Consider the following 21,268-nt stretch of genomic DNA (forward strand, 5'->3'; position numbering starts at 1 on the left):
ATTAAATAATTAAAAAGGTATAACTACAAATGTACAAAAACTATATAAGGTATTATACCCATATTATTTACTTAACTTTCATAAAACAGATAATCAATTTATGGTATATTTGATGTAATTGAATTTTAAAATTTATGAGTGCACCATCCGCGTTGGGAAATATACAATACGACCGACAAGATATTAATAATGAAACTTTAATTTCAATCTATAAAAATCTTCTAAAACCAAGATTAATAGAAGAAAAAATGCTCATTTTATTGAGACAGGGTAAAATTGGGAAATGGTTTTCTGGTATTGGTCAAGAAGCTATTTCTGTCGGAATTACCATGGCTTTGCATAACGATGAATATATATTGCCTATGCACAGAAATTTAGGTGTATTTACAACACGAGATATCCCTCTATATCGATTGTTTTCACAATGGCAAGGAAAAGCTTCAGGTTTTACAAAAGGTCGTGACAGATCCTTTCATTTTGGTACCCAGCAATATAAAATTGTTGGTATGATTTCTCATTTAGGCCCCCAACTTGGCGTTGCCGATGGTATTGCATTAGCAAGTTTGCTTAAGAAAAAAAACCAAGTAACTGCCGTTTTTACGGGTGAAGGTGGAACTAGTGAAGGTGATTTTCATGAAGCGTTAAATGTGGCTTCTGTATGGCAATTACCTGTTATGTTTTGTGTAGAAAATAATGGCTATGGTTTATCAACGCCAACTTACGAACAGTTTAAATGCGAGCATATAGCTGATAAGGGGATTGGATATGGAATGGAAAGTTTTATGATAGATGGAAATAATGTCCTTGAGGTCTATACGAGAGTAAATGAGATTGCCGAAAGCATTCGAAAAACACCAAGACCTGTTTTACTGGAATTTAAAACATTCCGGGCTCGTGGACATGAAGAGGCGAGCGGTGTAAAATATGTACCACAAGAACTTTTGGATGCCTGGGATTTAAAAGACCCTATAGAAAATTTTCAAGCGTATTTGAAGGAAGAAGGGGTTATTAATGAGGAGCTTGAAGTCAGCATTAAAGAAGATATTATCCATGACATTAATAAGCATTTAAAAGTAGCTTTTGAGGAAAAAGAAATAACATCTAGTAGAACTGAAGAATTAAGTGATGTATTCAAATCATTTGTATATCAAAAAGTTAAAAATAATTCAGAATTTAAAGAAACAAGATTTATTGATGCTATTTCTGATGCGTTGAAACAAAGCATGGAACGTCATAATGACTTGGTTATTATGGGACAAGACATTGCCGAATATGGTGGTGCTTTTAAAATAACAGAAGGGTTTGTTGAACATTTTGGAAAAGAAAGAATTAGAAATACCCCTATTTGTGAATCGGCTATTATTGAAGCAGGTATGGGACTTTCAATAGCGGGTATGAAAAGTGTTGTTGAAATGCAGTTTGCCGATTTTGCGTCTTCTGGATTTAATCCCATAGTTAATTACTTGGCCAAATCGTATTACAGGTGGAATCAACATGCCGATGTGGTTATAAGAATGCCATGTGGAGGTGGTGTAACCGCAGGTCCTTTTCATTCTCAAACTAATGAAGCTTGGTTTACCAAAACACCTGGTTTAAAAGTAGTTTACCCTGCATTTCCTTATGATGCTAAAGGGCTGCTAACAACAGCAATAAATGATCCTAATCCGGTATTATTCTTTGAACATAAGGCATTGTATAGAAGCATAAGACAAGATGTTCCTGTAGACTATTACACCATTCCGTTCGGTATAGCGTCTCTTTTAAAGGAAGGAAATGATGTGACTATTATTTCTTATGGTGCGGCAGTCCATTGGGTTTTAGAAACCTTAGATAATAATAAGGGCATACAAGCTGATGTCATTGATTTAAGAACACTACAACCTTTAGATACGGAGACTATTTTCAAGTCAGTTATAAAAACCGGTCGTGCAATTATACTACAAGAAGACTCCTTATTTGGAGGTATCGCGAGTGACATTTCGGCACTTATTATGGAACATTGTTTTAAATATCTGGATGCACCTGTTAAACGCGTTGCTAGTTTAGAAACCCCCATTCCATTTATCAAGCAATTAGAAGCCCAATATCTTCCTAAAAATAGATTTGAGAAGGAATTAAAAGAGTTATTAGAATATTAGCTAATTGGTTGTTATATAAAATATTAAACTGAAAAAATGTCAGTTTGAACTGAAAATATTTCAGGTGTTTTTACTTGGTATTTTATTTGATATTTAGAAGTTAGTTATTAAAGTTTAACTTAAAAAAATTAGATATGACTACATTAATTCCAACAATTAAAAATGGCAACAAAAAAATTTATGATTCAAGTATTAATTCTTTGCCAAGTTTGCCATCTTGGTTTGACGAATTTTTAGGCAATAGTTTTGGTAACGAATTTGTGTCAAATTTTAATACAGGTTTAACATTACCAGCTGTTAATGTTTTAGATTCCGATAATGAATTTATAGTAGAAATGGCTGTACCAGGTTTAAATAAATCTGATTTTGACATAAATATTGATAATAGTCTATTATCCATTGGTGTTCACAGAGAAGCAAAACAAGACGAAAGAATAGAAAATTATACAATAAGGGAGTTTGGCTATTCCTCATTTAAACGAACCTTCACAATTCCAAAGTCTGTAGATATAGATAAAATATCGGCTACTTACAATGATGGTATTATGAAAGTTTTGCTACCAAAACGTGAAGAGGCAAAGAAAAAACCAATTAAGAACATAAAAATCTCGTAAAAAGAAATTTAAAATTATTAAAATAAAAAGAGAGCTTTAAGCTCTCTTTTTTCATTAATTTAATCTCTTAATCTGGCAATTTTAATCTTGATTTAATAAAGAATGTTTAAATTGTATCCTTATTGAGCACTAATCTTGGATGTATAAATTAGTATATTTTATATTTCTTGCAATTTTTCCCTTAAGTTGTAAGGAGGATTTTGAAAATAAATATATCTGGCACACTATTCGGGTGACTGCAACAGCATATAATTCGGTTAAATCCCAAACTGATTCCAATCCCAATATTACTGCTTTTGGAGATAGTTTAAAACCAGGCTTAAAATATATTGCTGTTTCAAATGATTTGATTAAAAAAGGCTTAAAACATAATACACCAATTAAAATACCAGGTTTTGAAGGTATTTATTATGTCAAAGATAAAATGCATCCTCGAATGAAGAACCATATTGATATTTATATGGGGTTAAATATTAAAGAGGCTAGGGCCTGGGGCAGGAAAAAGATTTCTATAGAATATGGACTTCCAAAGGAACATATTACTCATAAAAAGTAGAACAAATTAAATAATTACCCTTGATTAATAAGAGCTTTAAGTTAGGCATAGAAGGAAATAAAAACTAGAAAACATTGGTTACATTAAACTATAAAAAAAAGCATTGAAAGTACTTTCAAGGCTTTTATAGTTATAATCAGATATCACTTTAGCATGTTAGTGAGCATATCGCTTAACACCAGTCCATATTTCAGAGTTTGAACAACTAAATCCAAACAATCTTCTGTTAACAATTCTTTGATTTTGAACGATGCTTTTTAAATGTTTTGATATTTTTATTTCTGATTTCATTTTGATTGATGATTAATGTTTTGATTGATGATGTCTTTTAGAATAAGAGGTTACTTATCTGTAACGTCTTTTAGTATTCCAATTGTAGCTTTTGGTTGTACTTAAAGTACTTGTAAGTTGGTTGTTGTTTAAAGTTCTCATTATTGCTTAATTTAATTGATTGATGAATAAATTTTACTTGGATGACATTTATCTATAACGTCTTTTATGATTCCAACTATAACTTTTTGAATTTTTTAATGATTCTGTTAATTGATTATTGTTTAATGTTCTCATAATTCTTATTTTATTTGTTTTATTTTGATTGATTTATACTATATAGACGAGTATAAATTAAAATTGTTACAGTACTATGTATAACAAAGTAATAAATTAACAAATTTTAACGTTTATATAGGTAAATAGAGTAGTAGCAATATATTTTAAAATAGTTTTGGGAACGATTATTGTTAAATGATTGTAAAAATTGAATCTAATTAAATAAAGAAATAACTTTGAATGTATATTTGCCTTACCTTATGAGACATGTTTTTATACTTTTTATCTTTTTATTTTCCTCTCTATCATTTTATTCTCAAATTGATAGTCAAAATAAAGCTACGCCAATTCCTGCGATTGAAAGTAAAAATGATTCTTCAAATACTATACTTCCATCAAAATCAAATACAGAAAATAATTTTAATGGATTGACAATTCCTAAAACAAATTCAGATTTTAGTATCCCAAAGAAGGAATTTTCAATGTTTGGAGAAACATTTGGGAATCCGGGAGAGCTTTATAATAAACAAGTTAATAAAAATTTAGAAAGCACCAAGCTAACACCACAACAAGTAGAACAGGTAAATGGCAGTACCACAGATCAATACTTTGGCGACTTTAAAAGTAATGCCGCTTTTGTTAATGTTGTTTATCGAGATCATGGCGTAGTAGATGGTGATTTAATTCAAGTTAGAATAAATGATGATGTTATAAAACCAAGTGTTTATCTAACAGGTGGTTTTAGGGGATTTAAATTAAACCTCCAAAAGGGCTTTAATAAAATAGACTTTGTTGCTCTTAATCAGGGTGAATCTGGCCCCAATACAGCGGAGTTTCAAGTGGTTGATGATACTGGAAGTTTAGTTTCAGCAAATCGTTGGAATCTTGCAACAGGATCTAAAGCAACTATTATTGTTGTAAAAGAATAACAATGTTAATTAGAAGTTAATTGATTACTGCTTTTAAAACTCTTTTCGAACAACATTTTATTTATTCATAGAACAAAAGTATTTCTTATCCATTACAATCAGTTATAGAACAATCTTACATATCTATCATCATTTTTAAAATGCTATATTTTATGATTTTATTTTTACTATCTGTAATGAATGTAAAGCGGTTTAAGGATGAAATTTAAATTTTATTAAAATTTTAAACTAAACATTGTTTATAAACGCTTTTAAGGTGTTATTTTTGCAAACCATCAAACTCAAGTATGTCAAAAAAATCAGAATTAGAAGAACGTAAAGAAGGCAAGAATTTATATAGTTATCAAAAAGGCGCTATCAATCAAATTTTTAAACTATTTGAAGAAGCACCAGACGATTATCATTTATTATATCAGTTACCAACAGGTGGCGGAAAAACCGTTATTTTCTCTGAAATTGTTAGACAATATTTAAAACATCACAATAAAAAGGTATTAGTGATGACCCATCGTATAGAACTTTGTAAACAAACATCTACTATGTTAACCGAGTTTGGTGTAGTAAACAAAGTAATTGACAGCAAAGCAAAACTTGATGACCAGAATGATTTTAGTTGTTTTGTAGCCATGGTGGAGACCTTAAATAACAGGCTTAATGATGATAAGCTTGATATTTCTGATATAGGTTTAGTAATTATTGATGAAGCTCACTACAACTCTTTTACAAAACTATTTAAGTTTTTTAGCAAATCCTTTGTCCTAGGTGTAACCGCAACACCTTTAAGTTCTAATATAGAATTACCTATGACCGACAATTATGATGAATTAATTGTTGGTGAATCTATTGAGTCTTTAATAGAGAATGGGTTTTTATCTCGTGCCAATATGTATACTTACAATGTCGGATTAACGTCTTTAGTTGTTGGAGCCAATGGTGATTATACAGTAAAATCTTCAGAAGACTTATATACAGATAACGATATGTTATCTAAACTAATCGGTGCATATGAAGAGCGTTGTAAAGGAAAGAAAACGCTTATTTTTAATAATGGTATTAATACATCTTTACATGTTTATGATACCTTTAGACGAGCTGGTTATCCTATAGCGCATTTAGATAATACAAATTCAAAAAAAGAACGCGCTCTCATTTTAAGATGGTTTAAAAAAACACCAGATGCTATTCTAACGTCAGTAAGTATTTTAACAACTGGTTTTGATGAACCCACTGTAGAAAGTATTATATTAAATAGAGCTACAAAATCTTTAACACTTTATTATCAAATGATAGGTCGTGGCTCACGTATCCTAAAAAATAAAACGACATTTGATGTTATTGATTTAGGTAATAACTTCCACCGTTTTGGTCCTTGGGGTGATAATTTAGATTGGCAACGCATATTCAAATCACCAAATTATTATTTAGATAATTTATTAAATGATGAAGAATTAGAAAGCAATTTCAGATATGAAATGCCTGATGAATTAAGAGCTGAATTTTCAAAATCGGAAGATGTATCCTTTAATGTGCACGAAACCTACGTTAATTCTATTAGAAATGGGGAATCTTCAAAAGTAGTGTTAGAACGTTCTATTGCACAACACGCGAAAATCTGCATTGAAAACAGTGAAGATGTTTATGATTCCTTAGCCCTTGCTAAACATCTTGGTGATGATATTGATTTTAGAATCAATCGCTATACAAAATGTATAAGTAAAAGTACTTTTAATTTTGTTGAGTGGCTAAAAGGTGATTATAGAAAAAAATTAAATGCTTATTTAAGAGCGAATTTTGATGAAGTCTTTGAGGATATTCATGGTTATGCGCCAAAAGATTAAAGCGTTACTTCATTAAATATTTAAAACTATTTTTTATCTTACCTAAAAAATGTACTACATTTACGGCAAATAAGCATGTTAAGGCAATTTTTTATATATTCTACTCAATACCAAAAGAGTTTCTTGTTCAAGATTTTATTAAAAATTTCATTCACATCTAAAAAAACTAATTAAAATTACGAGATAGTAAACTATGGCAAAATCACAAGTAACGTTTAACAAAATTGAAAAGGAAAAAAAGCGTTTAAAGAAAAGAGAAGATAAGCAAAAGAAAAAAGAAGCTAGAAAAGCAGAAGCTAAAGAAAATAACAAAGGTATTCAATTTGCTTATGTTGATTACAATGGAAATCTAACAGATACACCGCCAGATCCTTCTATGAAAGAAAAGGTAGAGGCTGAAAGTATTGAATTGGGCATTCCTAAAAAAGAACATAGAGAAGAAGAACTTGACCCAATAAGACAAGGCAAAGTATCATTTTTTGATACCTCTAAAGGCTTTGGTTTTATTATAGATAGTGACTCACAAGAAAAACATTTTGTTCACGTAAGTGGTTTAATTGATTCTATTCAAGAGGCAGATAAAGTGACTTATGAATTAGAAAAAGGGTTAAAAGGCATGAATGCCGTTCGTGTTAAAAAGATTTGATTTAAGGTGTTAAAATCAAATAAATATTCTTAATGAATTAGATTATAATCTATAAATTAGTATTTAAGTTGAATTACTAATATTGGTCTCAAAATATTTTTTATAATTTATAATCTATGAACTTGCCTCGTAAAAAGGTTCTTGTTGTTTTAGCCTTTTTTGCTATTTATGTCATCTGGGGTTCTACCTATTTACTCAATAAAATAGCTGTTACAGAATTACCACCATTTAAACTTGCTTCCATTCGGTTTTTAACAGCAGGTACTTTAATTTTTATTTTGGCGAAATTAATGCGCATTAATATTGCTATCACAAAAAAGCAATTTAAGAATACCATTATAGCGGGTTTTTTGTTTCTTACATTTGGAAATGGTGTCGTAGTTTGGGCTTTAAAGTTTGTCGATAGTGGTTTCACGGCTTTAGAAATATCGGCACAACCATTAGTCGTAATTATAATGATGCGTATTCTTCAAGGAAAAAAAATAAAACCTATGTCTGTAATAGGTGTATTACTTGGTATTATTGGTATTTATCTTTTAGTAAGTCAGAAGGAAATAATTAGTAAAGAAGGCAGTATTATTGGTATGATAATGATTTTTGTCTGTATGATAAGTTGGGCATATGGGAGCTTATTTGTAGGAAAAGCAGATTTACCTAAAAATTATTTTGTAAATACAGGATATCAAATGCTTATGGGAGGAATTATGTTAGCTATAGCTAGCTTTTGTTTCGGTGAAACTTGGACAGCTCCAACTGATTGGTCTGTTAAAGTGCAATGGTCTATGCTTTTACTTATTATTTTTGGCAGTATTGTTGCGTTCACATCATTTAATTATCTTTTAAAAGTAGTCTCTCCAGAAAAAGTAGCAACATCTACCTATGTCAATCCAATTATTGCATTAATTTTAGGTTGGTACTTTTTAAATGAACAAATTACCATGCAATCTATTATTGCAGCAATCGTTCTTCTAACGGGAGTATATTTTATTAACACTTCAAGAAGTTCATTTAGAAGAAATAAGGTTATTTAATATATTCTGTTTGTAATTATTTTAAAAGTTAAGTTAGCTACATCTAAATACTTATTTTTGTATTCATAATTTTTATATATGGGACATAGAACATATAAAATTGCTGTTATTCAGTTAAATTTAAATAACACGCCAGAAAACAATTTAAAAAAATGTTTAAGTTGGGTTAAAGATGCCGCTAAACAAGGTGCAGAAGTTATTTCTCTACCTGAGCTTTATAGTAGTCATTATTTTTGTCAAAGTGAAGACACAGATAATTTTACATTGGCCGAACCAGTTTATAGTACGTCATTTAAAGCCTTTAGTGAGTTGGCTAAAGAATTAGGAGTCGTTATTATAGTTCCGTTTTTTGAAAAGCGCATGTCCGGTATCTACCATAATAGTGCTTATATTTTAGACACCGATGGTACTGAAGCTGGTTTATATCGAAAAATGCATATCCCAGATGATCCCCACTTTTACGAAAAATTCTATTTTACTCCCGGTGATTTAGGTTTTAAATCAAACCCAACTAAAAAGGGCAACATTGGGGTACTTATTTGTTGGGACCAATGGTATCCTGAAGCTGCAAGATTAACAGCTTTAAAGGGAGCAGACGTATTGTTTTATCCAACCGCTATTGGTTGGCATCCAAAAGAAAAAGAAGAATACGGAGATAATCAATATGGTGCTTGGATGAATGTTATGAAAGGCCATGCCGTAGCCAATGGTATTTATGTGGCAGCAGCAAACCGAATAGGCTTAGAAAAATATTTACCAAATACAGAAGGTATTGAATTTTGGGGTGCGTCATTTATTGCCGGACCACAAGGTGAAATTTTAGCACAAGCTTCTCATGATAAAGAAGAAATTTTAATTGCCGAAGTCGATTTAGATTTACAAGAAAATGTGCGTCAAAATTGGCCATTTTTTAGGGACAGACGGGTTGATGCATTTGGTGACATAATTAAAAGAGCTATAGATTAATGAGACGATTTCCAGCAGAATGGGAGAAACAACAAGGTCTTCTTCTTTGTTTTCCTCACAATGGTAACGATTGGCCAGGAAAATATGGAGCCATTCAATGGGCTTTTGTTGAATACATTAAAAAAGTAGCACATGTTGAAACCATTTTTTTGGTAGTTGCTAATGCAGATCTAAAATGTAAAGTTCAAAGGATGCTGGAAATGGCACATGTTAATATAGAAAACGTGTCATATATCATTCATAAAACCAATAGAAGCTGGATGCGTGATTCTGGTCCCATTATAGTTAAAAATGGTTCTAAACGAGAAGCCTTAAATTTTAATTTCAATGGATGGGCCAAGTATAAAAATTTTCAACTGGATAAACATGTTCCATCAAAAGTTGCGCATCATTTAAATGTGCCTTTAACTCAAGTTATCTTTAAAGGAAAACCCGTTATTCTTGAAGGTGGTGCCATTGATGTTAATGGTAAAGGCACTTTATTAACTTCAGAAGAATGTTTATTACATCCAACAATTCAAGTAAGAAATAAAAATTTCACAAAAAACGATTACGAAGCTATTTTTAAAGAGTATTTAGGTATAACTAATGTTATTTGGCTAGGTGATGGTATCGTAGGTGATGATACTCATGGTCATATAGATGATTTATGCCGATTTGTTAATGAAGACACTATTATTACGGTAGTTGAACAGAACACTAAAAGTAAAAACTACGGGGCATTACAGGATAATTTAAAACGACTTCAAAAATCAGTTTTAGAGAATGGAAAACCACCTAAGATCGTTGAGCTACCTATGCCAACACAATTAAAATTTGATGGTATCACCATTCCAGCTAGTTATGCTAATTTCATTATTCTAAATGAATATGTATTAGTACCAACTTTTAATGATGTGAATGATAGAATTGCTTTAAATATTATAGCAGCATGTTTTCCTAATCGAGAGATTATTGGTTTGAGTGCTATTGATTTAATTTGGGGTTTCGGAACTTTGCACTGTTTAAGTCAACAAATACCGATTTAGCTATTGGAAATTAAAAATGCTATAAAGTTCATGATTATAAGCACTTTGGCATTTGCTTGTATGAATGCAACGGTTAAATACTTAGTAGATGTTAACGCTTACCAAATTGTTTTTTTTAGGTCTGCTAGTTCTTTAATTTTTACATTTGGTTTTCTTTTAAAAAACAAAATTTCAATTTTAGGAACACATCATAATCTATTGATATTAAGAGGTGTAGTTGGCGTTACTTCAATGACATTGTTCTTTATATCTGTAAAATATTTATCAGTAGGAACTGCTGTATCCTTACGTTATATTGCTCCGATTTTTGCAGCAATATTTGCTGTTTTATTTTTAAAAGAAAAGATAAAATCAATTCAATGGATTTTCTTTTTCATGGCCTTTTCTGGGGTTCTCGTATTAAAAGGTTTAGATACTAGTGTTGATACATATGGTCTTATTTTAGTTTTAATAGCATCAGTCTTTAGTGGTTTGGTTTACATTATTATTAGTAAGATTGGAAAGAGAGAGCATCCTGTAGTTATAGTTAATTATTTTATGGTTGTAGCGACAATAACTGGGGGGATTTTGTCTATTAACAACTGGGTAAACCCGAAAGGCATGGAATGGTTATTACTTTTTGGTTTGGGAGTATTTGGGTATTTTGGTCAGGTTTATATGACTAAGGCTTTTCAAATAGCAAAAGCCAGTCAAGTAGCACCTTTAAAATATATAGAAGTGATTTTTACACTTTCTTTTGGAATCTTTTTGTTTAATGAAATTTACACCTTTTGGAGTTTATTAGGAATCGCTTTAATTATTGGAGGACTTGTTTTAAATATTGTTTATAAAGAAAAGAAGCAATTAAATAATTAATCTTACTTCACCTAATTCATATAATTCATAAGGCAATTTATCTCCTGGAGATCCAATAAACATAAAATTAATTGGGATTTTCCAACGTTTTGATAACTCATATATTTTTTAAGTTGTTTTTTTATAACTCCAGACCGCAAAACCATTCATAATAATGGCATAAAGGATGGTTTTTAAAAATTGAGGCAAAATATCAGAAAAATTAGAACCTTTAAGCATTACCATACGCATCACTTCAACAAAATATTTTATAGGGTTAAACTCTGTTATTATTTGAGCCCATTTGGGCATACTTTCAATTGGAGTAAACAAACCGCTCATTAGAATAAAAATAACCATAAAAAACCAAGAAATAAACATGGCCTGTTGTTGTGTGTCTGTAAAATTTGAAATAAATAATCCAATACCGAGAATAACCAAAATGTAAACAGAGGTATACAAATACATAAGCCAAAGATTTCCAACAATAGGAACATTAAAAAGAACCCTTGCAATAATGAGTCCAACACTTAAAAGCACTAAACCTATAATCCAGAAAGGAAATAATTTTCCAATAATGAATTGATGTTTCCTAATAGGCGTTACATTTATTTGTTCTAAAGTACCAATTTCTTTTTCTCGCACAATGTTCATGCCTGAAAGAAATAAGGTAATCATGGTAACTAATAACACCAAAATACCTGGAACCATAAACGTTTTATAATTTAAAGTTTTATTATACCAAAATGACGGAATGGTTGTTATATTGACTGGCACGACTTTGCTATCTTCAGGTTGCAGCAATTTAATCCTAACATCTTTATTAAAACTCTGTATAATTTCACTCACATATACATTTTCAACACCAGCGGCAGCGCCATTAATGGCGTTTATTGTAACACTTAAATTAGAAAGTTTTTCTTTTTGTAAATCGCGTTCAAAATGATTTGGAATTTCTAAAATAACATCTATTTCTCCTTTTAGCATCGTAGAACTAGCTTGTTCTTCAGAAGGAAAATCAGTTATAACGTTAAAGTATTTTGAAGCTTCAAATTTATTTATCAATGCTCTCGAATATGATGTTTGATCATCATCTATAAAGGAAAATTTGATGTTTTCAATATCAAAAGTTGCTGCATTTGACAATATAATAAGCTGAATTAAAGGCATCACAAATATGATAGGAAGCATGCCTTTATTTCTAAAGATTTGTTTAAATTCTTTTTGAATAATAAAACCTAATACCTTCATTACTCGAGTCTTATTTTATATTTTTTTGTACTAAGAAGAATAAAAAACAAGGCCATTCCAAGTAAAATGATAGTCTCTTTCCAAATATATGCAAGTCCAACACCTTTTATCATGATGGCCTTTAAAATAATGATAAACCATTTTGCAGGAATAATGTTACTTATAATTTGTAATGGAAGCGGCATACTTTCTATAGGAAAAATAAATCCAGATAAAATGATGACTGGAAGCATTAATCCCATTAAAGAAATCATCATGGCTGTTTGTTGGGTTGCAGAAATTGTTGATATTAATATTCCTAGAGCTAAGGCTGTAATAATGAATAAAATGCTTTCAAGCCCTAACAAAATTAAACTTCCTTGCACTGGCATTTTAAAAACAAAAATGCTTAACAGGATGATAACAACGGCATTAATAACCGATAGAAACACATAGGGTATTACTTTGCCAGCAATCACTTGAATAGGCTTTAGAGGAGATACTAAAATGACTTCCATGGTTCCTAACTCTTTTTCTCTAGTGATAGAAATTGAAGTCATCATGGCAGAAACTAACATTAAAATTACTGTCATAACGCCCGGTACAAACATAAAAACACTTTTTATTTCAGGATTATAAACCATACGTGTATGAGGAACAATTTGATAGGCAATTTTAGTATTCTTATTTATCTCTTTTATATATGATTGTATAATGGCATTGACATAATTGGCAATAGTATTGGCTGTATTGGGATCTGTGGCATCTGTGATTATCTGAATTTTAGAATTATTATTTTTAATTAATTTCTTATTAAAATCCTTTTCAAAAATTATTACTGCTTTTACTTTCCCTTTTTTAAATACGTTTTCAATATCTGATTCACGCTCAATAAATTGATTGAGACTAAAATATTTTGAAGCAGATATCTTGCCTATCATTTTGTGCGTTGTAACATCTTTAGAATGGTCTAAAACAGCAATATCGACATTGTTTATTTCGTTGGTTATGGCAAAACCAAAAAGTAGAATCTGTATAATGGGCATACCAAAAAGGATAAATAAAGAGCGTCTATCTCTAAAAATGTGATAAAATTCCTTTCTAACAAAACCTATAAACAACTTCATCCTCTAGCTAATTTTAAAAACACATCGTTCATGGTTTTAGATTTATAAGTATTCTTTAAATTTTTTGGGGTATCTATAGCTTCAATATTCCCATTTACCATAATAGAAACCCTATCGCAATACTCAGCTTCATCCATATAATGTGTCGTTACAAATATGGTAGTACCTTGATGAGCGGCTTTATAAATCATTTCCCAAAAATGTCGTCTTGTAATAGGGTCAACACCTCCAGTTGGTTCATCTAGAAATACAATTTTAGGATTATGTAACAAGGCCACAGAAAATGATATTTTCTGCTTCCAACCTAATGGTAATGAACCAACCAAATGATTTGCAATATCGTCTAGTTGCAACTCTTCAATTAAAGATTGCGTTTTGGTTTTAATAACATCTCTTGACAAACCATAAATACCTCCAAAAAATGTGATATTTTCCCGAACTGTTAAGTCGTCATAAAGTGCAAATTTCTGACTCATGTAACCAATACTCTTTTTAATGGCTTCCGTTTCTTTAAAAACATCAAAACCAGCTACTTTTGCATTTCCAGAAGTAGGCCTAGAGATTCCTATAAGCATTTTTATAGCTGTTGTTTTTCCCGCACCATTAGCTCCCAAAAAACCAAAAATTTCACCTTTATTTACAGTAAAAGAAATGGCATTTACAGCTGTAAAATCTCCAAAATTTTTAGTTAAATCTTCAACTTCTATTACCGGCTTCATAGTTATTATTTTGCTAATTCCATAAATGTATCCTCAATCGTTGGTTGTGTGTTTGTAATAGAAATATTTTTTAATCTCTTTGATACTAAATACGCCTGTAATTGGTCGATATCAAAATCAAGTCTACTATCTGTATAATGAACATATTCGCCAAAAGGATAGACGCTATAGGTATGTTCAAAGGACTTTAGTGTGTTAATCAATTCATACATATTGTGAGCACTTATATTGTAAAGTTTTCTTGAAAAGTGTTTTATCATGCGCTTAGGCGAATCAACCTCCAAAATTTCACCTTCTTGGATGAATGCAATTCTATCACATAAAGAAGCTTCGTCCATATATGGTGTTGAAACTAATATCGTTATTCCTGTTTGTTGTAAGCGTTTCAACATATCCCAAAACTCCTTTCTGGCAACCGGATCAACACCAGTGGTTGGTTCATCCAAAAAAAGAACTTTCGGTTTATGGATTAATGCACAACAAAGCGCTAGTTTTTGTTTCATTCCACCAGAAAGTTTTCCAGCTCTACGCTTTTTAAAAGGCTCTATTTGAATGTAAATATCTTTTATTAAATGATAGTTTTCTTGAATAGTTGTACCAAAAATAGTTGCAAAAAAAGTTAAGTTTTCTTCTACGGTTAAGTCTTGATATAATGAAAACTTACCTGGCATATAACCAACCGAGTTCCTAATTTTTTTATAATCTTCAACAACATCACTTCCACCAACCATAGCATGTCCTTGATCAGGAAATAAAAGGGTGGTTAGTATTCTAAAAAGCGTTGTCTTTCCTGCACCGTCAGGTCCAATAAGTCCAAAAAGTTCACCAGAATTCACCTCAAAAGAGATGTCTTTTAAAGCATTTGTACCTTTATAGGATTTGCTAATATGACTGACAGAAATACTCATCTTATCTTATTCCTGCACCGTAATTTTTGGTTCCATAGTTACTTTAGAGGTAATGGAATTTGAAATTAAACATGCCTTTTCTGATTTTTCTAAAATGCGTAAAGCACGATCTTTTTGTTTCTCATCAGTAATAAAAACTTCTGGAAACAGCAATACTTCAGTCATTACAAATTTTCCGTCTACTTTATCTAAAATACCTTTTGAGTTGCATTTAAAACTGATGAATTCAAATTTTGAATATTCAGAAATCGCTAAAAAAGTGGTCATTAAACAACTGCTAACGGCAGCCGTAAATAGATGTTCTGGCGACCAAATATTAGGCATTCCTTTTTCAAATTCAGGTGGCGTTGCCACCTCAATACAATTCATTTCATTGGTTGTGTTTTTTTTTAATTCTGGTGAACACATAACTCCTTTACGGTCTTGTTTCCAAGCTATGTCAACGTTATAAACATGTTTGTCCATGGTGTTTAAATTTAATTTTTTATTAATATTATTTACTTATTTTGTTTTTTTAACCACATTTCTGCCGGCATGCCTATTTTAAGGCCACCATCATTCTTAACATCAATTTTAACGGCATAAACCAAAGCAACGCGTTCTTCTTTCGTTTGAATTATTTTCGGGGTAAACTCTGCTTCAGAAGCTATCCATGTAATGATTCCTTTATAAGTTTTCATGTCTTTTACATTATCAATTTTAACAGATACTTCCTCGCCAATTTTAATATTTATAAGTTGCGATTCGCTTATATACACCCGTAATTCCATTATGTTTAAATCTGCAATCTTATAAAGAGGTTTTCCAAAAGATGTAATTTCATTAGGTTCGGCATATTTAACAAGAACGGTTCCATCAATAGGATTTATAATTTTACTTTTCTCTATTTGATCTTCAACCTGTTTGATTTGCACATCAATATTTTTTTGCTCATTTATAATTGGGGCGTTCTGGATTTCAATACTAATGATTTGTTGATTTAAAACATTGATTTCACCATTTATATCATCTAATTGTTTTTGTGTAGCCGCATTATCTTTTAATAAGCTTTCTATTCTAGATTGGTTCTTTTTTGCAGTATCTAATTGTGCTTTTAAAACACTTATTTGAGACAATACACCTTTAGATTTAGAAGAGGTTATTTCCTTTGAAACTACCAACTGTTCACGTTTTAAACTCAATGGAACAGTATCTATATAACCAACAAAAGTTTCCTTTTTCATTTGCTGTCCTTCTTCCACATTAAAAATTTTTAGTTTTCCACTGCTTTCTGAAGAAACAGTAATTTCTGTAGCTTCAAAATTGCCATATCCATCAGCTTTATTATCACCGTTACCACATGAAGATAGGGTAGTGGTAATTATTACAAATAGGGGTATGTATTTAAGTTTTGTTATCATGTTTATTGACCTTTAGTTAAATTGTAATTTGCTTTGGCAAGTAATAGTTGAATGTTATGGGTTTTTAAATTGTTTTCATCTTCAAATAAATTGGTTAACTCTGTAATGTATGCAGATGATGTAATAACTCCATTTTTTAATTGGGATTCAGCAGATTTTAGAATATCTTTTCTAAGCTCAATAATATCATAATCATAAGCAATAATACCTTCAATTTTCTTTATTTCGGTTTCTTGTTGTTGTAGTTCAATATTTGTGTTAAGCTTAAAAATTTCAGCTTCATTATTGATAATATCTTTATTTATTAATAAAGACGTTCTTTCTTTTTTATTAGAATTCCAATCAAATACATTCCAGTTAAGTTTTACGCCAATCGTATAAAACCCTTTAAAGGAATTATCTAACATATTTAAACCTGGATTGCCATAACCTCCAGTTGTAAACCCCAATAGTTTTGGTGCATTTTGTTTTAACAAAAGGTTTTTATTTGCTTCAACTTGTTCTCTTTTAAGTTGAAATAACATTATTTCTGGTCTATTTAATTGAGGTTCCACTATTAAGTTAAGCTGGGAATTTTGTAAAATAGTTTCTACATTAATGTTCTTTCCTGTTAAGGATGATAGCGTTTCAAATAAGCTTTTCTTATTGAAGTCAATTTCTGTGAATTGTTGCTTTATTTTTAGTAATTCAGCTTCAAGGACTTTATCTGATGATGGCAAAATAGTCCCAAATGTTATTCCAGATTTTACCTCTTTAATTCTTGATTCTAATTGCTTTTTCTTAGACATTAAAAGAGATTTTTTTTCTTGTAGTAGTAAAATTGAAAAATATAACTCATTAATCTGCTTTTTGAGCTTATATAAATTGACTTCAACCTGTTGCTGTTTTGTTTTTAAATCTGCAGATTTTACCTGTAATGAAGCATCTATTAATCCCCCGTTATAAATTAATTGATTAAAGGTTGCCGTTGCTCTGTATTGATCTTTATTTAATGGATCGATATTTATATTCGGAATAGGTACGCGAGTAACTTCAGACTGATAGGTTGCTTGAGCGTCTAATGTTAATTGTGGAAGTGACTTATTGGTTATAACTTCAGAATCAATTACATTTTGTTTTTCAAATAGTTCTTTTTGCTTTATTAATGGGTAATTATTGTCAACCAATTGATAACAATCTTGTAACGATAATTGGTTTTGAGCAAAAGTACCCGCTGTTATAAGCAAAACAAAATATAAACCTATGTTTTTCATGATATTATGCTTTAATAGAAGTGATTATAAAATTTGCAACATGCGTTTTCCGTTCTTCAATGAGCTGTTTGTATTCTATATCATTGATGTTTCCAATGGTTTTTATTAATGGAGAACCTATAAAAGGAAAGGCACTTAATGATAAAATATTAATGAACAATTGTTCAGCCTTTATAGGTTTTATAAGGCCATTTTTTACTTCATCGTTAACTTGATTTTTAAATTTAATTAGATTAGGGAAATTTGGATTGTCTCTTAATTTCATTATAAAATCTGGATTTCTATTAATTTCTTGAATCACAAAATTTGGTATGTATGGATGCTTACTGATGAAGGTGATGTAGTTGTGAGTGAACTTTTTTATTTTATCTTCAATAGAAGATTCATCATTTAAAATCTTGTTTAATTGTGGTGCTAAAAGAGAAAATGCACTTTTAAAAACGGCTTCAAAAAGTAATTGTTTACTTCTAAAATAATAATGTAATAACGCTTTGTTAATTCCTGCCTCGTTGGCTATTTCTTGCATTCTTGTACCATCCAACCCTTTTCGTTGAAATACATGTTTTGCTGCATTTAATATATTTTGTTCAGTGTTTAAATCTTTTGTTTTATTCATTTAACTAAATAGTTTAACCATATGGTTAACAAATATATTCAATTTATGCAATATATAATAATTATAAGGGAAGAATTTATACTCAATTAGAGTATAGGAATTAGAATAATTTGATTTTATATAATGACTATTGTAAAGTATCTAAAGAAAGCGTATTCACTAAATTCGCTTTAGTGTTTAAAAATTTATTCTCTAAATCAATCACTTTTAGTTTTGCGTCAATTAGTTTAGCCTCTCTAGAATTGACTAAAAATAGCGAACTTTCGCCTAAAAAGAATTTGCGTTCTTCAGCATTTAACAAGACTTCATAATCTTCCATTATAACTTTCGTAAAATCATTTTGCCTAACATAAGAATCTAATTCTTGATTGATGCTTTCAATTTTATTTTTAAGAGAAACTCTAGTTGCTTGAATTTCAAAAGAGGTATTTTGAAGCTTAATTTTAGCAAGGTTTACATCACCACGTTCTTTTCTCAAAAACAATGGAATACTTATATTAAATCCACTTTTATAGGCTGAAGTACTGAACGTTCTTGCAACTTCCGGCGTTTCTGATAAAAAATTATATTGTAAATCTACCTTGGGTAATAAATAGTTTTGCTTTAATCGTTTATCAATTAGTAAACTTTTGTATTTGTAATTGAGTGATTGTAATTTAGGATGTTCCTCAAGATCAAAGTTGTTAAAATCAATATTTAATTCATTATAATATTCATCCATTACTATGGACGTATTCGTATCTGGAATAATAGAACTTTTAAGTTCTATCGGTGTATCATTTAACCATAAAAAATTAGATAATTCTAATGATGATTTGATAAGATTGATATGAGCCTTCTCAAGATTTAATTCTCTTGTATTTAATGTTATTCTAGCTTCAAGAGTATCTATCGCCGGTTTATCTCCAACTTCATAACTCTTTTTAATACCCTCAAAACGCATCTTTGCATTATCTAAGAATTCCTTAAACACCATTTTTTCGTTATACGACTGCAACCACTTTAGATAGGTTGTGGTCGCATCAAATAAAATATCATTCACCATTAAAGTTCGATCTTCTTTAGCCTGCTGAACATATAATTTAGCTTGTTTTAAAACCGCCATACGCTTATTGATTAGCAAATTCTGGGCTAGTGATACAGATACGCCAACGCTATATAATCCATCTTCGGGAACAGTTGCTTCAGGATTTAAATAGTTACCTTCATTTTCCTCGAAATTTCCTTTAAACTCAACACCATACCATGTAGGTATTTTAAAAGCCGCGTTTAATTTATCATAATATTCTGTATTTTTAAAGATCTTCTGAGACCTATCAACTTCTATTTTTGGATCGAAGGCACCACGCTCTTTTAAAAGTTTGGCTTCACTTTCATTTATAATTAAATTTGCTTGTTTGACTATGGGATGATATGATTTTACATACCCTAAATATTCATTCAGCGTCATTATTACAGAAGTATCGATCTGACTGAACATCATCGAACTAAACACCAAGAACAGAAAAGTAAAAAATTGTTGTTTCATTATTTCTTTTTTTCTGATAAACCTTCCTTTTTCATTGGCTGATAATAGTTAGGAGGGAAGCTGTTTATATTTCTCCAAAGTTCAAACCATATAGGCACATCTTCTAATAAAGCAATAGTTTTTGCGCCAGAGCCTACTCTAATAGCTGTTGGCCATGGATGATCTTCTTCATCTGGAGCTAATAAAATTCTATATTTTCCATTATCACTTATAAAATTTTCGATAGCAACAACTTTAGCACCATAAGTACCATAAGATACATTTGGCCATCCACTAAACACAATAGCAGGCCATCCATCGAACTGAACACGTACTTTTTCATTTATATGTATAAGCGGTAAATCAAGAGGTCTTACATAGGTATCTATCGCTAAATCATACTTTGAAGGCATAATACTTACCAATGATTCTCCTTCTTTAAATGTTGATCCTACACCACCTATTAGTGCCTTATTTATATAACCACTTTGTGGTGCGGTTACAAAAAGCAAACTATTTCTTTTCTTATAATTTGAATAACTATTTTCTAGTTTAGTAACTTGAGCAGTCGCATCAAACTGTCCGGATCTTGCGGTAAACATATCACTTTGTGCCTTTGAAATTTTATCGGCATAGGTAGCGGTTATTGTTGAAATCTCTAATTCCGCATTAATTACATTATTTATGCTAGCTAATAATTTATTTTCTTGAGAAATGAGTTTAGCTTGGGTTTCCTGTAATTTTAATCGTTTTTCTTCAACATCTTTTACTGCTTTTAACCCTTCTAATTGGAGGGTTTCTGTTCGGATAAATTGACGCTGTGCAATTTCGAAATTAGTTTTTTCTGCTTCAAAATCTATGCTATCACTCTTAACTTTAAGTTTAGACTGCAACAATTTGTTTTTAGCTTGCTTAAATTTAAGCTGTTGCTCATTCTGTAGAGCACTTATCTGCCTGTTTAAAGCCCCTACTTTTCCCTGATATGCCGTAACGGATGATGATTTAGCTTCAATTTGATCATTCGTTCTTTCAACGAGTCTGTCATCAAAATAATCACTTTTTACTTCTGAGATTCTTAAAATGGTATCGCCTTCTTTTACAAAATCACCCTCTTGCACAAACCATTGTTCAATACGTCCTGGAATTTGTGATTGAATCGTTTGTGGTCGTTGATTTGGTTTTAAAGTTGTTACTTGTCCTTGACCCGTAATATTTTGAGTCCATGGAAGAAAAAGGATAACGAAAACAATAATAGCAAACGTTAATAAAAATTTATTAAACTGTTTATAATACTGTTTGCTAAATATAGTTTTACCAGATTTAAAACCGGTCAACTCTATCTTTTTATTTAACTGATTATGAGATATATTTAGCATGCG

The 21,268-nt window shown here is 30.5% G+C and carries 21 protein-coding genes; 10 read left to right on the forward strand and 11 right to left on the reverse strand.

Translation table 11 applies throughout. The annotated features are described in order from the left end of the window. Nucleotides 1-134: 134 nt before the first annotated feature. The 3 genes from AC15TD_RS14535 (at nt 135) to AC15TD_RS14545 (ending at nt 3,308) form a co-directional block, all read left to right on the forward strand. Complete coding sequence (locus AC15TD_RS14535; protein WP_484452865.1) at nt 135-2,138, forward strand: alpha-ketoacid dehydrogenase subunit alpha/beta; 2,004 nt, start codon at nt 135-137, stop codon at nt 2,136-2,138. A gap of 134 nt (nt 2,139-2,272) precedes the next feature. Further along, nucleotides 2,273-2,752, forward strand: a complete 480-nt coding sequence (locus AC15TD_RS14540; RefSeq protein WP_484452866.1) for an Hsp20/alpha crystallin family protein — start codon at nt 2,273-2,275, stop codon at nt 2,750-2,752. Between the two features lie 139 nt (nt 2,753-2,891). Continuing rightward, on the forward strand, nt 2,892-3,308 hold the full coding sequence (locus AC15TD_RS14545) for a 3D domain-containing protein (RefSeq protein WP_484452867.1): 417 nt from the start codon (nt 2,892-2,894) through the stop codon (nt 3,306-3,308). A gap of 156 nt (nt 3,309-3,464) precedes the next feature. Here AC15TD_RS14545 and AC15TD_RS14550 read toward each other — a convergent pair whose 3' ends face one another. Beyond that, nucleotides 3,465-3,599: a hypothetical protein gene (locus AC15TD_RS14550; RefSeq protein ID WP_484452868.1), complete on the reverse strand. Its 135-nt coding sequence runs from the start codon at nt 3,597-3,599 to the stop codon at nt 3,465-3,467. 518 nt (nt 3,600-4,117) lie between these two features. Between AC15TD_RS14550 and AC15TD_RS14555 the strand changes: the two genes are divergently transcribed. The 7 genes from AC15TD_RS14555 to AC15TD_RS14585 all read left to right on the forward strand — a co-directional run bounded on the left by AC15TD_RS14555 (nt 4,118) and on the right by AC15TD_RS14585 (nt 11,150). Continuing rightward, a complete protein-coding gene (locus tag AC15TD_RS14555) occupies nt 4,118-4,786 on the forward strand; it encodes a hypothetical protein (protein ID WP_484452869.1) in 669 nt (222 codons plus the stop codon). A 287-nt stretch (nt 4,787-5,073) separates the two neighbouring features. Then, nucleotides 5,074-6,624 (forward strand): DEAD/DEAH box helicase, encoded by a 1,551-nt coding sequence (locus AC15TD_RS14560; protein WP_484452870.1) that lies wholly within the window; start codon nt 5,074-5,076, stop codon nt 6,622-6,624. A gap of 193 nt (nt 6,625-6,817) precedes the next feature. Then, a complete protein-coding gene (locus AC15TD_RS14565; protein ID WP_484452871.1) occupies nt 6,818-7,270 on the forward strand; it encodes a cold-shock protein in 453 nt (150 codons plus the stop codon). A gap of 116 nt (nt 7,271-7,386) precedes the next feature. Beyond that, nucleotides 7,387-8,301 carry an EamA family transporter gene (locus AC15TD_RS14570; RefSeq protein ID WP_484452872.1) on the forward strand — a complete coding sequence of 305 codons (915 nt, stop codon included), beginning with the start codon at nt 7,387-7,389 and terminating at the stop codon, nt 8,299-8,301. A 78-nt stretch (nt 8,302-8,379) separates the two neighbouring features. Then, a complete protein-coding gene (locus AC15TD_RS14575; protein WP_484452873.1) occupies nt 8,380-9,267 on the forward strand; it encodes a carbon-nitrogen hydrolase in 888 nt (295 codons plus the stop codon). Further along, nucleotides 9,267-10,295, forward strand: coding sequence for an agmatine deiminase family protein (locus AC15TD_RS14580; protein WP_484452874.1), 1,029 nt, complete (start codon nt 9,267-9,269; stop codon nt 10,293-10,295). Before AC15TD_RS14575 ends, AC15TD_RS14580 begins: the two co-directional genes overlap by 1 nt. A gap of 30 nt (nt 10,296-10,325) precedes the next feature. After that, complete coding sequence (locus AC15TD_RS14585; RefSeq protein WP_484452875.1) at nt 10,326-11,150, forward strand: DMT family transporter; 825 nt, start codon at nt 10,326-10,328, stop codon at nt 11,148-11,150. Between the two features lie 108 nt (nt 11,151-11,258). On the opposite strand, the gene AC15TD_RS14590 is transcribed toward AC15TD_RS14585, so the two are convergent. The 10 genes from AC15TD_RS14590 to AC15TD_RS14635 form a co-directional block, all read right to left on the reverse strand. Continuing rightward, nucleotides 11,259-12,380, reverse strand: coding sequence for an ABC transporter permease (locus tag AC15TD_RS14590; RefSeq protein ID WP_484452876.1), 1,122 nt, complete (start codon nt 12,378-12,380; stop codon nt 11,259-11,261). Continuing rightward, on the reverse strand, nt 12,380-13,486 hold the full coding sequence (locus AC15TD_RS14595; RefSeq protein ID WP_484452877.1) for an ABC transporter permease: 1,107 nt from the start codon (nt 13,484-13,486) through the stop codon (nt 12,380-12,382). The genes AC15TD_RS14590 and AC15TD_RS14595 overlap by 1 nt, the downstream gene beginning before the upstream one ends. After that, a complete protein-coding gene (locus AC15TD_RS14600; RefSeq protein ID WP_484452878.1) occupies nt 13,483-14,205 on the reverse strand; it encodes an ABC transporter ATP-binding protein in 723 nt (240 codons plus the stop codon). The genes AC15TD_RS14595 and AC15TD_RS14600 overlap by 4 nt, the downstream gene beginning before the upstream one ends. A gap of 5 nt (nt 14,206-14,210) precedes the next feature. Then, nucleotides 14,211-15,113: an ABC transporter ATP-binding protein gene (locus AC15TD_RS14605; RefSeq protein WP_484452879.1), complete on the reverse strand. Its 903-nt coding sequence runs from the start codon at nt 15,111-15,113 to the stop codon at nt 14,211-14,213. Nucleotides 15,114-15,119: 6 nt separating this feature from the next. Beyond that, nucleotides 15,120-15,578, reverse strand: coding sequence for an OsmC family protein (locus tag AC15TD_RS14610; protein WP_484452880.1), 459 nt, complete (start codon nt 15,576-15,578; stop codon nt 15,120-15,122). 32 nt (nt 15,579-15,610) lie between these two features. Beyond that, on the reverse strand, nt 15,611-16,513 hold the full coding sequence (locus tag AC15TD_RS14615; RefSeq protein ID WP_484452881.1) for an HlyD family secretion protein: 903 nt from the start codon (nt 16,511-16,513) through the stop codon (nt 15,611-15,613). A gap of 2 nt (nt 16,514-16,515) precedes the next feature. Next, a complete protein-coding gene (locus tag AC15TD_RS14620) occupies nt 16,516-17,766 on the reverse strand; it encodes a TolC family protein (RefSeq protein ID WP_484452882.1) in 1,251 nt (416 codons plus the stop codon). 4 nt (nt 17,767-17,770) lie between these two features. Then, nucleotides 17,771-18,382: a TetR/AcrR family transcriptional regulator gene (locus AC15TD_RS14625; protein ID WP_484452883.1), complete on the reverse strand. Its 612-nt coding sequence runs from the start codon at nt 18,380-18,382 to the stop codon at nt 17,771-17,773. Nucleotides 18,383-18,509: 127 nt separating this feature from the next. After that, the gene (locus tag AC15TD_RS14630; RefSeq protein WP_484452884.1) at nt 18,510-19,910 is read right to left on the reverse strand and encodes a TolC family protein; all 1,401 of its coding nucleotides are present in this window, start codon (nt 19,908-19,910) and stop codon (nt 18,510-18,512) included. Beyond that, the gene (locus tag AC15TD_RS14635; protein WP_484452885.1) at nt 19,910-21,265 is read right to left on the reverse strand and encodes an HlyD family secretion protein; all 1,356 of its coding nucleotides are present in this window, start codon (nt 21,263-21,265) and stop codon (nt 19,910-19,912) included. Before AC15TD_RS14635 ends, AC15TD_RS14630 begins: the two co-directional genes overlap by 1 nt. Nucleotides 21,266-21,268 lie beyond the last annotated feature (3 nt).

Source organism: Yeosuana sp. (assembly GCF_057126245.1).